The organism is Mesorhizobium sp. M0802, from assembly GCF_040320115.1.
Classification (GTDB): Bacteria; Pseudomonadota; Alphaproteobacteria; order Rhizobiales; family Rhizobiaceae; genus Mesorhizobium.
Genome location: NZ_JAMYOY010000003.1, coordinates 315,799 through 328,741, shown reverse-complemented (window position 1 = coordinate 328,741; position 12,943 = coordinate 315,799). Strand labels below are relative to the sequence as shown.

15 protein-coding genes and 1 pseudogene are annotated in these 12,943 nt (G+C 64.0%); 7 read left to right on the top strand and 9 right to left on the bottom strand.

What is annotated here, in order from left to right:
- Window positions 1–14: 14 nt before the first annotated feature.
- Window positions 15–905, bottom strand: coding sequence for an SDR family oxidoreductase (locus tag NKI10_RS07500; protein ID WP_023741658.1), 891 nt, complete (start codon window positions 903–905; stop codon window positions 15–17).
- A 138-nt stretch (window positions 906–1,043) separates the two neighbouring features.
- Between NKI10_RS07500 and NKI10_RS07495 the strand changes: the two genes are divergently transcribed.
- Together NKI10_RS07495 and NKI10_RS07490 are read left to right on the top strand one after the other, a co-directional pair.
- Window positions 1,044–1,451, top strand: coding sequence for a winged helix-turn-helix transcriptional regulator (locus NKI10_RS07495; RefSeq protein WP_023690335.1), 408 nt, complete (start codon window positions 1,044–1,046; stop codon window positions 1,449–1,451).
- Between the two features lie 75 nt (window positions 1,452–1,526).
- Entirely contained in the window at window positions 1,527–2,855 is a 1,329-nt protein-coding gene (locus NKI10_RS07490; protein WP_502897535.1) for an FAD-dependent oxidoreductase, read from the top strand.
- On the opposite strand, the pseudogene NKI10_RS07485 reads toward NKI10_RS07490, so the two are convergent.
- Window positions 2,749–3,465 (bottom strand): annotated as a pseudogene (locus NKI10_RS07485) (glutathione S-transferase family protein); the annotation flags it as partial. The gene NKI10_RS07490 and the pseudogene NKI10_RS07485 sit on opposite strands and share 107 nt — an antisense overlap.
- A gap of 1 nt (window position 3,466) precedes the next feature.
- On the bottom strand, window positions 3,467–3,772 hold the full coding sequence (locus NKI10_RS07480) for a Rieske (2Fe-2S) protein (protein ID WP_352626226.1): 306 nt from the start codon (window positions 3,770–3,772) through the stop codon (window positions 3,467–3,469).
- Between the two features lie 95 nt (window positions 3,773–3,867).
- On the opposite strand from NKI10_RS07480, the gene NKI10_RS07475 reads away from it, so the two are divergent.
- The 3 genes from NKI10_RS07475 (at window position 3,868) to ilvC (ending at window position 6,178) form a co-directional block, all read left to right on the top strand.
- On the top strand, window positions 3,868–4,326 hold the full coding sequence (locus NKI10_RS07475; protein ID WP_352859368.1) for a MarR family winged helix-turn-helix transcriptional regulator: 459 nt from the start codon (window positions 3,868–3,870) through the stop codon (window positions 4,324–4,326).
- A gap of 143 nt (window positions 4,327–4,469) precedes the next feature.
- A complete protein-coding gene (locus NKI10_RS07470) occupies window positions 4,470–5,135 on the top strand; it encodes a TetR/AcrR family transcriptional regulator (protein ID WP_245264573.1) in 666 nt (221 codons plus the stop codon).
- Between the two features lie 23 nt (window positions 5,136–5,158).
- On the top strand, window positions 5,159–6,178 hold the full coding sequence (gene ilvC / locus NKI10_RS07465; protein ID WP_013531065.1) for a ketol-acid reductoisomerase: 1,020 nt from the start codon (window positions 5,159–5,161) through the stop codon (window positions 6,176–6,178).
- Between the two features lie 81 nt (window positions 6,179–6,259).
- Here ilvC and NKI10_RS07460 read toward each other — a convergent pair whose 3' ends face one another.
- Both NKI10_RS07460 and NKI10_RS07455 read right to left on the bottom strand, forming a co-directional pair.
- The gene (locus tag NKI10_RS07460; RefSeq protein WP_023685169.1) at window positions 6,260–6,544 is read right to left on the bottom strand and encodes a PilZ domain-containing protein; all 285 of its coding nucleotides are present in this window, start codon (window positions 6,542–6,544) and stop codon (window positions 6,260–6,262) included.
- A 169-nt stretch (window positions 6,545–6,713) separates the two neighbouring features.
- Window positions 6,714–7,307, bottom strand: coding sequence for a BA14K family protein (locus NKI10_RS07455; RefSeq protein ID WP_023733828.1), 594 nt, complete (start codon window positions 7,305–7,307; stop codon window positions 6,714–6,716).
- A 157-nt stretch (window positions 7,308–7,464) separates the two neighbouring features.
- On the opposite strand from NKI10_RS07455, the gene NKI10_RS07450 reads away from it, so the two are divergent.
- Together NKI10_RS07450 and NKI10_RS07445 are read left to right on the top strand one after the other, a co-directional pair.
- On the top strand, window positions 7,465–8,577 hold the full coding sequence (locus NKI10_RS07450) for an endonuclease/exonuclease/phosphatase family protein (protein WP_352859365.1): 1,113 nt from the start codon (window positions 7,465–7,467) through the stop codon (window positions 8,575–8,577).
- Between the two features lie 5 nt (window positions 8,578–8,582).
- Window positions 8,583–9,302, top strand: a complete 720-nt coding sequence (locus NKI10_RS07445; protein WP_023668380.1) for an NUDIX hydrolase — start codon at window positions 8,583–8,585, stop codon at window positions 9,300–9,302.
- Here NKI10_RS07445 and NKI10_RS07440 read toward each other — a convergent pair.
- From NKI10_RS07440 to NKI10_RS07425, 4 genes are all read right to left on the bottom strand, one after another.
- Window positions 9,299–9,541, bottom strand: a complete 243-nt coding sequence (locus tag NKI10_RS07440) for a hypothetical protein (protein WP_023690325.1) — start codon at window positions 9,539–9,541, stop codon at window positions 9,299–9,301. The genes NKI10_RS07445 and NKI10_RS07440 overlap by 4 nt on opposite strands.
- A 123-nt stretch (window positions 9,542–9,664) precedes the next feature.
- The gene (locus NKI10_RS07435; protein ID WP_023685173.1) at window positions 9,665–10,882 is read right to left on the bottom strand and encodes an ABC transporter permease; all 1,218 of its coding nucleotides are present in this window, start codon (window positions 10,880–10,882) and stop codon (window positions 9,665–9,667) included.
- Window positions 10,879–11,583: an ABC transporter ATP-binding protein gene (locus NKI10_RS07430; protein WP_023685174.1), complete on the bottom strand. Its 705-nt coding sequence runs from the start codon at window positions 11,581–11,583 to the stop codon at window positions 10,879–10,881. Before NKI10_RS07430 ends, NKI10_RS07435 begins: the two co-directional genes overlap by 4 nt.
- Before the next feature lie 4 nt (window positions 11,584–11,587).
- Window positions 11,588–12,874, bottom strand: a complete 1,287-nt coding sequence (locus NKI10_RS07425; RefSeq protein WP_023744656.1) for an efflux RND transporter periplasmic adaptor subunit — start codon at window positions 12,872–12,874, stop codon at window positions 11,588–11,590.
- Window positions 12,875–12,943: the final 69 nt, after the last annotated feature.

Genomic DNA, 12,943 nt, shown 5'->3' with positions numbered 1-12,943 from the left:
CGCAATGGCAGCTTTCAGCCGGCCAGTGCAGCCTTGTTCGTCTCCAGAAACTGCTTCAGCGGCACCGACTTTCGGCCGGAGAGTTTTTCGACCGCGTCGGTCACCATGCCGAGGTCACCGGCGCGGGCGGCGGCGTCGAATGAAACCAGCACCTTGGCGAAGGGTTCAGGCAGGCCGGCCGACTTCATTCCCTCGGTCAGGGCTTCGTCGGAAAGCTGGATGACCTGGATCGGCTTGCTGGTGACTTCGGTGACCAACGCCGCCACTTCGGCAGCCGTATACGCACTGGGGCCGGTCAGCGTGTAAGTCGCGCTTTCGCTGCTGTCCGAGGCGAGCCCCGCTGCGATCGCCGCCGCGAAATCGTCGCGCGTGCCGTAGGAAATGGCGCCGTCGCCGGCGGAGGTGTACCACTGACCCGATGCCAGAACCTGCGGCAAGGCCATGAACAGGTTCTCGTTATACCAGCCATTGCGGAAGATCGTGTAGGGGATGCCGCTCGCCTTGATCGCCTGTTCGGTGTCGTAGTGGTCGGGCGCGAAAACAACTGGCGAACCAGGCTCGGGGTTGGGCATCGAGGTGTACAGCAGGTGGCCGACGCCAGCCTGTTTGGCCGCCGTCACCGCCGCAAGCTGCTGCTCGCGCCGCTTCCCCTGTACCTCAAGTTCGTTGGTCGAGATGACGAGTGCCCGGTCGGCTCCCGCGAAGGCCTCGGCAAGCGATTGCGGGTCGTTGAAGTCAGCGGCTCTGACGACGACGCCGCGCGCCGCCAGATCGGCAAGGTTGGCGGGTGTACGGGTGGTGGCGATGATGCGGTTTGCGGGGACCTTTAATGTGTCCAGCAGGTGGTTGATGACGCCGCGGCCAAGCTGGCCGGAAGCGCCGGTGACGAGAAGGGTTGCGGTCATGGGGGATCCTGAAATTGCGCCGGGTGGCGGGTGCTTCTGACAGTCTCAAAAAGAGACCAGCACTAAAATAAGAATTGACCGGCCACCGTAAAGAAGGCAGTTTTTAGGGAGGTAGGCACCGCCAGGGAACCAGCAGCCATGGACGGCAAGGTCGTCAATCTGAGAACCAAGCTCAATATATTCAAAGCCACCAGCGATGGCGCAAACATTGCCGATTGCCCGGTTCGCGACGTGATGCAGGGCGTGAACGGCAAATGGAGTTCGCTGCTGATGGCGGCGCTCGCAGAGCAGCCCTATCGTTTCGGCGAGTTGCGGCGCCTGGTGCCCGACATCTCGCAGCGCATGCTCACCCAGACGCTCCACGATCTGCAGCGCGACGGCTTTGTTCATCGCGAAGTGTTCCCGACCAAGCCGCCAAGCGTCGAATACAGCCTGACCGATCTCGGCCGTTCGATGTTCGGCGCCTTGCATCAATTGATCCTGTGGGCCGAACTCAACCATGGTGCGGTGCGCAAGGCGCGCGCTGCCTTCGACGCCGGTGGCTGATATTTTGGTCCATGCAGCAAAGGCTTGATTTGACAATGGCGCTGAAGGATTGTCCGGCCAGTAGTTGGGCGGGCAATGGAAAAATCTCTCGACATCGCGATTGCGGGCGCCGGCCCGGCGGGGCTCGCCACCGCGCTCTATCTCAAGCGCGCGGGCCACAACGTCACCATCTTCGAACGTTTCGAGGAACCCAAGCCCGTCGGTTCCGGACTGATCCTGCAGCCGACCGGGCTGAGCGTGCTCGCCGATCTCGGCCTGCTCGACGACATTCTGGCGCTGGGGAGCCGCATCGAGCGTCTGCATGGCGCCGATGCCTCGAGCGGCCGCACCGTGCTCGCCGTGCGCTACGATGCGCATCCTGGCGGCCGTTTCGGGCTGGCGGTGCACCGGGCGGCGTTGTTCAACATGTTGTTTCGCGCCGCGCAGCGCCAAGGCATCGCCATCGAAACCGGTGTCGAGATCGAGACGCTGGACGTCGGTGAGCGGGCGATCCTGATCTTCGACAAGAGCCGAACGGTCGGGGGCCGCAGGGCAGGGCCGTTCGACCTCGTGGTCGACGCCAGCGGCTCGCGTTCGAAGCTGCGCCGGTGCCTCAACGATCCGGCCCAGCCGCGGCAGCTCACTTACGGCGCGTTCTGGGCCTCGCTCGGCTGGCGCCAAGGCTTCGACGAAAATGCGCTGCTGCAGCGCTACGACAAGGCCAGCGTGATGATCGGCGTCCTGCCGATCGGCCGACCGGAACCGGGCGCGGAAAAGATGGCGGCGTTCTTCTGGAGCCTGAAGCCGGCGGATGCCGAAAACGTGCGCGCGGCAGGGCTCGACGCCTGGAAGGCGAGACTGGTCTCGCTGTGGCCACAGTGCGAGGCGTTCACCAGCCAGATCGACAGCTTCGACCAGCTGTCGCTGGCGCGCTACGGCCATCACACGATGAAGCTGCCGGCCGGCCGCCGGCTGGCGGTGATCGGCGACGCCGCGCATTCGACCAGCCCGCAGCTCGGGCAAGGCGCCAACATGGCGCTGCTCGACGCGGCAGCACTCAGCCATGCCTTGGCACAAACGGGCAACGTCGAGGCAGCGCTGGAAAGCTACGCCCGGGCGCGGCGATGGCATGTCCGAATCTTCCAGCTGCTGTCGCTGGCGCTGACGCCGTTCTACCAGTCGGACGGCACGATGCTGCCCTTCTTCCGCGACAGGCTGGTGGCAACCATCGCCAAAATCCCGCCAGTGCCAAGCGTGCTTGCCTCGATGGTGGCCGGCACGCTGATCGATCCGTTCAGGCGGATCGGGCTAGAGGAGGTGCACTGGCCAGATCATCCGGCGGGATCAGGGTCGAGAGAAACGAATTTCTCGCACGCAGGAATAGACGCAGCCGCTGCGGATAGTCCGGCGCCACGGCACCCTTGATCGAGGCGCGTTCGCTCAACGCCTTGCGCCAGGCCTGGACCCGCAGCTTCCCGTCCAGCAGGCCGAAATTGCCGATCCGGTCGAAGGCGTCGAGATAGCGGAAGACCGGGCCGTAGACGGCGTCGACGAGCCAAAAGCGCTGGCCGCTGAACCACGGTCCGGCCTGGTCGGCCAATTCGTTCTCGACACGATCGAACATGGCTGACAGCGCTGCGGATTCCGCCAGGAAGGCGGCCTCCGTCGATGCCGAGTAGAACCGGCCGATGGCGTTCAATGTCGCCGAGCCGAACTCGATCCAGGCGCGATGCCTGGCGCGGGCGTAGGCGTCGGCCGGATGCAGAGGATTGGCTTGCGTCTCCTCGAGGAATTCGAGAATGACGCCGGATTCGAAGATCACTGTCTCCTCGCCATTTGCGTGGACGATCAGCAGCGGCACCTTGCCCAGCGGCGAAATCGCCTTGAACCAGTCCGGCTTGTTGGCGAGGTCGATGGTGACGCGTTCGAACGGCACGCCCTTCTCAGTCAGCGAGATCGCGGCGCGCTGGACATAGGGGCACAGATGATGGCTGACCAGAATGAGCTTGCCAGTCATTTCATTCTTCTCAGGCATGTCACTCTCCCCAGACATAGTTCAACGCGCCGTCCTCGACGCGCGTCGACAGGAACATCAGTCGCGACGCTTTTAGCGCCGGACCTTCAAGCCGATCGCCGCTTTCCATATCGAAGGCGGCACCGTGCCATTGGCAGACCAGCTTGCCGTCCTTGCAGCCGAGCGGCCCGCCGAAATGCAGGCAGACATTGGCGGCGGCACGGACACGCTCGCCGCTGCGCCAGACATGGACCTCGCGGCCGAAGAACGGTGCGATCAGGCTGCCCGTCTGTGGGACGTCGGCGACTTTGCAAATTTCGTGTTTCATGGATCTTTCCCGGATCGATGCAGTTGCATGCATATAGACGCAAGTGCATTGACCGTCAAGCTTGATGCAACTGCATCTACCGCCTAGGATGGGTCATGATCAAAACAACCACGCCTTCGCCCGAAGCCGTCAAGGCCTGGGCCCGCCTGATGCGGGTTTCGCGCCAGCTCATCGAAAAGGCGGAAGAGGCTTTGAAGACTAGCGGCTTGCCGCCGCTCGACTGGTATGACGTGCTGCATGAACTCGCCGAGGCGGGTGAGGGCGGGCTGCGGCCATTCCAGCTGACCGAGCGCACACTGTTTGCGCAGTATAACATCTCGCGGCTTCTGGCGCGCCTCGAGGCAGACGGACTGGTCGAGAAGCTCAGGGCTGCCGATGACGGCCGCGGCCAGACCATCCGCATCTCGGCCAAGGGCCGTCAGACGCGGCGACGGATGTGGGCTGTCTATCGACGGTCGATTGCGGAATTGGTCGGCGCAAAACTCTCCGCCGAGGAGCTGAAGATACTGGCGAGCCTGCTTGGAGAGCTGCGCCATCCGCCCGCCGATGATTGATCCGTCAGAATCTCGTGGTTTGCTCGGCGGCTCTCACGTCGACGATTTTTCTACCTGACCCCTTGCGTCGAGCATAGGATTGCGCAATATGCCGAACCGTAACGTACGGTACGCCGTTTGAGGCGACCCGGCGACCTCATCGAATGGGCAGGAAATTGTTGCAGGCAAGGGCCGAGATCGATACCAGCGAAGTGCTGACAGAGCGGCAAAAGGCCGTCCTGGACGCGGCTTTGCGGCTGCTGGTCGAGGAGGGCGACAATCTGACCATGACGGCGGTGGCGCGCCGCGCCAGCTGCTCGAAGGAAACGCTCTACAAATGGTTCGGCGACCGCGACGGACTGCTGACGGCGACCGTGCAGTGGCAGGCATCGAAAGTGCGCGTGGTGCCGGTCGACGGTGAGCGGCTCGATCTTGCCTCGCTGACGGCAAGCCTGGAAGGCTTCGCCTCGGACTGGCTGAAGGTGATTTCGAGCGATACCTCGATCGCGCTGAACCGCGTCGCGGTCGGCCATGCCGGATCCGGAAAGGACGATCTCGGCGCCATCGTGCTGGAGAATGGCCGTTTCGCGCTGGCCAGACGGCTGAAGCCGGTGCTGCTTGCCGGCAAGCAGGCCGGGCTGCTCGACTTTACGGATGCCGAAATGGCGTTCCGGACCTTTTTCGGGCTGGTCGCCCGCGACGTGCAGATCCGTCTCCTGCTCGGCGACAGGCTGGAATTGACTGAAGCGGCGATCGGCGGCGATGCCGTCCGGGCAACGCAGCAGTTTCTCGCTCTTTATGGAGCAAAAACCGGGCCGCAAGGCCTCTAATCTCTACGGGAAGGAAGCAAAAGATGCGTGTCTATTACGATCGCGACGCCGATCTCAATCTGATCAAGGGCAAGAAGGTCGCCATCATCGGCTATGGCAGCCAAGGCCGGGCGCATGCGCTCAACCTCAAGGATTCGGGCGCCAAGGAAATCGCCATCGGCCTCAAGGCGGGATCGGCGACGGCCAAGAAGGTCGAGGCCGACGGGCTCAAGGTGATGAGCGTGGCGGACGCTGCCAAATGGGCCGATTTGATGATGATGGCGACGCCTGACGAATTGCAGGCCGACATCTACAAAAACGAAATCGCGCCAAACATACGTGACGGCGCCGCGATTGCCTTCGCGCACGGCCTCAACGTGCATTTCGGCCTCATCGAGCCGAAGTCGACCGTCGATGTCGTCATGATCGCGCCGAAAGGCCCCGGCCACACGGTGCGCGGCGAATACCAGAAGGGCGGCGGCGTGCCGTGCCTGGTCGCCGTCAACCAGGATGCTTCCGGCAACGCGCTCGATCTCGCTCTGTCCTACGCCTGCGGCGTCGGCGGCGGCCGTTCGGGCATCATCGAGACCAATTTCCGCGAGGAATGCGAGACCGATCTGTTCGGCGAGCAGGTCGTGCTCTGCGGCGGCCTGGTCGAACTGATCCGCGCCGGTTTTGAGACGCTGGTGGAAGCCGGCTATGCGCCCGAAATGGCCTATTTCGAGTGCCTGCACGAGGTCAAGCTGATCGTCGACCTGATCTATGAAGGGGGCATCGCCAACATGAACTACTCGATCTCGAACACGGCCGAATGGGGCGAATATGTCTCTGGCCCGCGCATTATCACCGCCGAGACCAAGGCCGAGATGAAGCGCGTGCTGAAGGACATCCAGACCGGAAAATTCACCTCGGAGTGGATGCAGGAATACCGCGCCGGCATGTCGCGCTTCAAGGGCATCCGCCGCAACAATGACAGCCACCAGATCGAGGAAGTCGGCGCCAAGCTGCGCGCCATGATGCCCTGGATTTCCAAGAACAAGCTGGTCGACAAGGCCAAGAACTAACCCGCAGTCGTCAGGATTGGGAGCAAAGAGCCGGCGGAGCGATCCGCCGGCTCTTTCATGCCGGTTTATCGATCAGGACGCTCAGCCATAGTGCCAATGCGGCTTCGGCTCGGTGCCGGTGAACTCGACGCCGATGCGGTCGTCGCGGCGCCAGCGCACGATGGCCTTGTAGCCGATGCCGTCGACCGGCACATAGAGCAGGAACTCGTCCGGCACGCGCGCGTCTATAGACACTTTCAGCTCGGCGCCGCCGGCATGCATGTTGCGCACCGTGCACTTGACCTCGGAATTGGTGAGGCCGGTCAGAATCGTCGCGCCTTTCAGCACGCGCTGCCGGTGTTTGTTTCGCAATTCGTTGTCGGCCATGACCGCACGTCCTTCGCGACCGGATCGGCGCGATCGTCAGATGGGGCACGATATCACGGATAGGCTGAGCCGATAAACATATGGTTAGCGGTGACCGAGACCAGCCGTCTTTCCCAAATGAAAACGGCGCCGCGATGGGGCGGCGCCGTCGTGTATTGTCGTTTATAGTTCAGCTGTAGGGCGACCAGCATTGCTGGCGCGGGCCACCATAGGGCTGGAACGTGTTGTCCCAGGCCCGGTAGGACCGATAGCGGTCGTAGCACCACTGTACATGGGCGCTGGACAGACGCTGCGTGCGGTAATAGCGGCGGGGCGCCGGCTGCACGTAATAGCCGTCATTGTAATAGCCGTTGTTGTAGTAGCCGTTGTTGTAGATGCTGCCGAGGCCGAGACCCAGGCCGAGGCCGAGAACTGCTGCGGCGCCGGTGTCAAAATCACGGCCGCGATGGTGGCGGTGATGGCGCCAGCGCCAGTTGTCGCCGCCGTTCCAGTTGCCGCCATTCCAGTTGCCGTTGTTCCAGTTGCCTGACCGGGCAAAGCGACGGCCGTCGTGGCGGCGCCACTGCCAATCGTTGAAGGAGCGGCGGTCATTGCCGCCCGCCCAGCTGTCGCGAACCGGTGTGATGTCAGACAATGCGGTGCTTGCCGGCACCGACAAGTCCGGCTGCAGGATCGGGCCCGCGGCGGATGGCGCCGTGAGACCCGAGAAAAGACCGAGCGCTAACAGCCCGGATTTGACTGTGGACGAAAAGAGCGAGCTCATTGCACTCTCCAAGTGATACAGGCCCCACGCCCGGATACCCCAGGGAAGTGGCCTATTGATGGACCTTGGCGTCTGAACGGAGGATGAACGGAAAGGTTCCATCAGCCATGACAAGCAGCCCTTGTTTTCATGGGCGCTTGCAGGCAAAGGTCAGTCCATGTCGCTGCGCCTCGCCACTTTCAATGTCGAAAACCTGATGAACAGGTTCGATTACTCGGGCTTCCGCAACCAGCTCAACGAAGACCGCACGCTGGCGCTTTTCGACATCCAGAGCGAAGCCGAATACCGGATGCTGGAGCAGGCGCGCGCCATCGCGCAATCCGACGATACGCGCCAGTTGACCGCGCTCGCCATCGCCGCCACCCGCGCGGACATCATCTGCATGCAGGAGGTCGACAACATCGAGGCGCTGAAGGCGTTCGAGTATGGCTATCTCTTCAAGATGGTGGGCGAGGGTTACCGGCAGAAATACACCACCGCCGGCAATGATTCGCGCGGCATCGACGTTGCCGTGATGATGCGCAACGAGACCGCGCAAGGTCAGCCGATCGAATTCGTGCGCATGACCAGCCATGCCTATGTCACGTTCGAGCAGTTCGGGCTGCACACGCCCGAACTCGAGGCGCTCGGCAACCTGGCCAATGAACGCATCTTCCGGCGCGATTGCCTGGAGATCGACATCAAGGTCGGCGGCGTGCCGCTGACGCTTTACCTCGTCCATTTCAAATCGATGGGCTCGCCGCGCAACGGGCTCGACGGACGCGAGGCGACGATGCCGGTGCGCATCGCCGAGGCGCAAGCCGTGCGCCGCATCATCGACGAGCGCTTCGGCAAAGAGCACGCAGCCGATAAAAACTGGGCGATCTGCGGCGACATGAACGACTACCGCCAGCGGGTGAAGATCGAGGGCGACGCTGTCGACGGCTACCGCTTCCAGGTGATCGACGAGAGCCAGTCCTGTATCGATGTGCTCACCGCCGGCGGGTTTTGCGAGAATGTCGTCGAACGCCGGCCGGAGATGGACCGCTGGAGTTTCTACCACACGCGCGGGCCGAAGGAGCGGCATCTGTGCCAACTCGACTACATCCTGCTGTCGAAAGGGCTGGCGGCGAAGAATGCGACGGCGGTTCCCGACATCATCCGCAACGGCCAGCCCTGGCGCACCATCTTTCCGGCCGGACAGGCGGTGGAGCGCTTTCCGCGCGCCGGCTGGGACCGGCCGAAGGCGTCGGACCATTGTCCCGTCGCAATTACCCTGGACATGGCTTGAGCACGGTGAGCTTCGACCTGCCGCGCAACGTCATCCTGCCCGTCGACGAAATCGACGTCCGGCTCGACCCCGGCCCGCATCCGTTCGAGCGCGACAACGCGCAGGCGATCACTGACAACTGGCGGCGCGAGGTCACGGCCAATCCGGCGTTGTTCGACGGCACGGTGGTGCTGCTCTCGGCGCTCGCCTGGCGCGACAACCGGATCGTCGGGCGTTGTCACGCGGTGAAGTACTCGACCTTCCTGCTGTGGCGAAAGAACCGGCAGGGGACGGGCGCCGAGCATGCCTATGGTCACGCCATGCTGGTCGCCGGCGACAACGCCCTGGTGGCGATCCGCATGGGCGCGCACACGGTCCCGGCCGGCAGTGTCTACTTCGCTGCCGGCTCGTTCGAGCCGATCGATTTTCGCGATGGCCGCGTCGATGTCGATTTCAACATGATCCGTGAAGTGCGCGAGGAGACCGGGCTTGACCTGACAGGCGCTGCGCGCGGCAAGCGCTACCATGCGCTGTCGACTTCGACCGGCACGGTCCTCTTCCGCCGCTACCACGTCGATGCGCCGGCCGACGAGATTGCGCGGCGCATCGGCGCCTTCGTCGCGACCGAGACCGAGCCGGAGATCGAGGGGCCGGTGATCATCCGCCACGCCGCCGACCTGCCGGAAGGGCTGGCACCGCATATGAAGCCGCTGGTCGAGTGGCATTTTGGCGGTGGCGGGGGCTAACGGCGCGGATTGTTCTGCGCCGCCTTGCGGTCGTTGCGGGCGGCGACGAGGAACAGGATGACGCCGATGCCCAGCAATCCACCCATGACCATGCCCATCGTCTGGCCGACGACTGCCTGAAAATCGGCGGTGACACGATCGGGATTGGCCATGCCGTAGCGGGCGAGATACCACCAAAGTCCCGCAAGGGCGCCTTCGATGATCACCATCGTCAGAATCAGCCGCGCCTTCTTGCTCATTGCAACTCCTTGACCAGATGCTTTGCTCTAAAATTAGCATCGCAGACCGGATGACAACAAGTATTGCCGATGTCGACAAGCACCCATCCTTAGCGGTTGGTTGCGGTGGAGCTGATCTGGCGCTTATTCGTGGCGCAGCGCGTCGATCGGGTCGAGCCTGGCGCCGCGCAGCGCCGGGAAGAAGCCGAACACCATGCCGATCAGCGCCGAAAAACCGACGGCGAGCAGGATGACCGCCGGGCTCGGCGCAAACGGTATGGCCAGCGTTGCCGAGGCGAGGCCGGCCAGCGCCAGGCCGATCAGGATGCCGATAATGCCGCCGAGCAGCGACAGCACCGTCGCCTCGACCAGGAACTGGATGAGGATGTGCTTTTCATGCGCGCCGATGGCGAGCCTGATGCCGATCTCGCGGGTGCGCTCAGTGACCGAGACCAGCATGATGTTCATGATCCCGATGCCGCCGACCAGCAGGCTGACGCCCGCGACGGCGCCCAGCATGCCGGTCATGGTGGTGGTGGCGCTGGCCATGGCGTCGGCGATCTGGGTCATGTCGCGGATCGAGAAATCGTCTTCGCGGTCCGGCGTGATGCGGCGGGTGTCGCGCAAAATGTCTTCGACTCGCGGCTGCAATTCGGTGGTCGGGGTGCGGTCGTCGGCGGCGACGTAGATGTTGTCGATGTCGCGGTTGCCGGCGATGCGGCGCTGATAGGCGGCAAGCGGCATCAAGACGACATTGTCCTGGTCCTGGCCGAAGCCGGTATAGCCCTTGGGTTCGAGCAGGCCGATGATCTTGCACGAGGTGCGGTTGACGCGGATGATCTCGCCCTCGGGTTCGCCGGCGCCGAAGAATTGCTGGCGCACCGTTTCGCCGATCAGGCAGACGCCGGTGCCGGAGCGTGTTTCCGAATCCGAGAACGGGCGGCCCGACACCAGCTTCCAGTCGCGGGCGTCGAGATAGGCGCTGTCGGTGCCGGTGACGCCCGAGGTCAAGCTCTCGGTGCCGAAAATGACGCGGACTTGTTTCTGCGACGCCGGCGCAATGGCGCGCGCTCCGGTCAGGTGGGCTACGAGGGCGGCTACATCCTTGTCGGCCAGAGGCCGTACCGCCTGGTCGAGCCCGCCTGGTCCGCCGGTGCCTGCCGGGCGGCCGGAACGGACGACGAGCAGGTTCGAGCCGAGCTTGGCGATGTCCGACTTGACCTTGGCCGTGGTGCCCGAACCGATGGTCAGCATGGCGATGACGGCGGCGACACCGATGACGATGCCGAGCAGCGTCAGGAACGAGCGCAGCACATTGCGGCGGATGGAGCGCAGAGAGAGGCGGACGGTTTCCCAGATCATGACGCCAACTCCGACTTGGCCGTGTCGGACGCGACGTGGCCGTCGAGGAAGCGGATGGTGCGCTCGGCATAATCGGCGACATCGGCCTCGTGGGTGACCATGGCGATGGTCAAGCCGAGCTCCCGGTTCAGCCGCGTCAACAACTCCATGATCTCATGCGTGCGGGCGGTGTCGAGATTGCCGGTCGGCTCGTCGGCGACGAGCAGCGTAGGCCTGGTGACGATGGCGCGCGCGATCGCCACGCGCTGCTGCTGGCCGCCGGAGAGTTCGGCCGGCGTGTGGTGTTCGCGCCCGACCAGGCCGACCTCCGCCAGCGCCTGCATGGCAAGATCGCGGCGCTCGCGGGCCGGCGCGCCGCGATAGATCAGCGGCAGCTCGACATTTTCCGCCGCCGTGGTGCGCGGCAACAGATTGTAACCCTGGAAGACGAAGCCGATATAGAGATTGCGCAGAAGCGCCCGGCGGTTGCGGTCGAGCCGCCCGGCGTCGATGCCCATGAAGGAGTAGGTTCCGGCCGTCGGCGTGTCGAGGCAACCGATGATGTTCATCGCGGTCGATTTGCCCGAACCGGACGGGCCCATGATGGCGACGAATTCGCCACGCTGGATGGCGAGGTCGACGCCGGCCAGCGCATGGACCTTGGCTTCGCCCTGGCCATAGCTCTTCCAGACCGTGTCGAAACCGATGAGGCCCGCGGCCATGGCGTCAGCTCCGCAGCTGCGAGGTCGTGATAACCTCTGCACCTTCATCCAGCCCGGAGGTGATCTCGGTCAGTTCGCCGTCGGTGGAGCCGATCTTCACGTTGACCGGGTGCGGCCGGCCGTTCTCCAGCACATAGAGCGTGCGTGAGCCGTCGGTGGGCGCCTTCACCGGCTGGCGGCGGTTGCCGCCACGGCCCATGCGGCCGGTGAACAGATCGCTGAGGCTCCACGCGCGGGCAGCAGGTGCCGATGGCCGATAGCGAAACGCTGTTGAAGGCACGGTGAGCACGCTCTTGGCCTGCCTGGTGACGACCGAAACCGTGGCGGTCATGCCGGGCCGCAGCAAAAGCTCGTTATTGTTGACTTCCAACCGTGCATTGTAGGTGACGACGCCGTCGGTGGTGACCGAGGCGTAGGAGATGTCGCGGATCTCGGCGTCGAACGGCCGCTCGGGAAAGGCATCGACGGTGAAGCGTGCATGCTGGCCTGGTTTGACCGCGCCGATATCGGCCTCGTCGACCGCCGCCACCAATTCCATGTTCCTCAAATCGGCGGCGATGATGAACAGAACCGGCGCCTGCAGCGAGGAGGCGACCGTCTGGCCGGGGTCGACGGAACGCGTCAAGACGATGCCGTCGATCGGCGCATAGATGGTGCTCTTGGCAAGGTCGGTCTGCTGCGCCTTGAGATCGGCCTGGGCGATGGCGAGATTGGCCTGCGCACTATCGAGCGCCGCCTTGGAGCGGTCGCGCGTGGCAGTCGCCGCCTCGAGCGACTGATCGGTCGCCATGCCACGCCTGGTCAGTTCGGCCGCGCGGGTGAGGGCGCTTTCGTTCTCCTTCAGGGTTACCGTGGCGTCCTCGACATTGGCGGCAGCGGCCTTGGCCGAGGCTTCGGCGCGTTCGATCTGGACCTCGAGTTTCACCGTGTCGAGCGTCGCCAGCACGTCGCCCTTCTTGACCTGCTGGTTCTCTTCGGCCGAGACCGAGCGGATGATACCGGACAGCTCGCTTGAAATGTCGACCTGGGTGAGGGGCTGCAGCGTGCCGGTCGCCGAAACCGCGACGGTGAGGTCGGCAATGGTAGCCGGCGTGGTGGTGTAGTCGATCTTGGCCGGGGAGCCGGCAAACCACTGGTAGCCAGCCAACCCGGCGGCAAGTGCGATCAGCGCCAGCAGCGCGTAAAGCCAGCCACGACGGCGCGTCTTGCGCACACCACTCTGGTCAAGCCCAAGCGCCGCCTCGATGGCGGAATCCGATTCCGTCTTTGGCAGATTGACAAGCTGGTCCACGCCTGACCCCTATGAAAGCGTAATGTCCCTAGTTGTGCACAGATCAGGCTTGGTGGTTCGAATATCAAA

Coding starts and splice junctions, on each gene's coding strand:
- NKI10_RS07430 (WP_023685174.1), bottom strand. CDS start 11,583: ATGGCCGCGGGCCTCATCGGTTTCGACACGGTCTGGAAGAGCTATGGC.
- NKI10_RS07495 (WP_023690335.1), top strand. CDS start 1,044: ATGGACGGCAAGGTCGTCAATCTGAGAACCAAGCTCAATATATTCAAA.
- NKI10_RS07480 (WP_352626226.1), bottom strand. CDS start 3,772: ATGAAACACGAAATTTGCAAAGTCGCCGACGTCCCACAGACGGGCAGC.
- NKI10_RS07455 (WP_023733828.1), bottom strand. CDS start 7,307: ATGAGCTCGCTCTTTTCGTCCACAGTCAAATCCGGGCTGTTAGCGCTC.
- NKI10_RS07475 (WP_352859368.1), top strand. CDS start 3,868: ATGATCAAAACAACCACGCCTTCGCCCGAAGCCGTCAAGGCCTGGGCC.
- ilvC (WP_013531065.1), top strand. CDS start 5,159: ATGCGTGTCTATTACGATCGCGACGCCGATCTCAATCTGATCAAGGGC.
- NKI10_RS07440 (WP_023690325.1), bottom strand. CDS start 9,541: ATGAGCAAGAAGGCGCGGCTGATTCTGACGATGGTGATCATCGAAGGC.
- NKI10_RS07500 (WP_023741658.1), bottom strand. CDS start 905: ATGACCGCAACCCTTCTCGTCACCGGCGCTTCCGGCCAGCTTGGCCGC.
- NKI10_RS07450 (WP_352859365.1), top strand. CDS start 7,465: ATGTCGCTGCGCCTCGCCACTTTCAATGTCGAAAACCTGATGAACAGG.
- NKI10_RS07470 (WP_245264573.1), top strand. CDS start 4,470: ATGGGCAGGAAATTGTTGCAGGCAAGGGCCGAGATCGATACCAGCGAA.
- NKI10_RS07460 (WP_023685169.1), bottom strand. CDS start 6,544: ATGGCCGACAACGAATTGCGAAACAAACACCGGCAGCGCGTGCTGAAA.
- NKI10_RS07435 (WP_023685173.1), bottom strand. CDS start 10,882: ATGATCTGGGAAACCGTCCGCCTCTCTCTGCGCTCCATCCGCCGCAAT.
- NKI10_RS07490 (WP_502897535.1), top strand. CDS start 1,527: ATGGAAAAATCTCTCGACATCGCGATTGCGGGCGCCGGCCCGGCGGGG.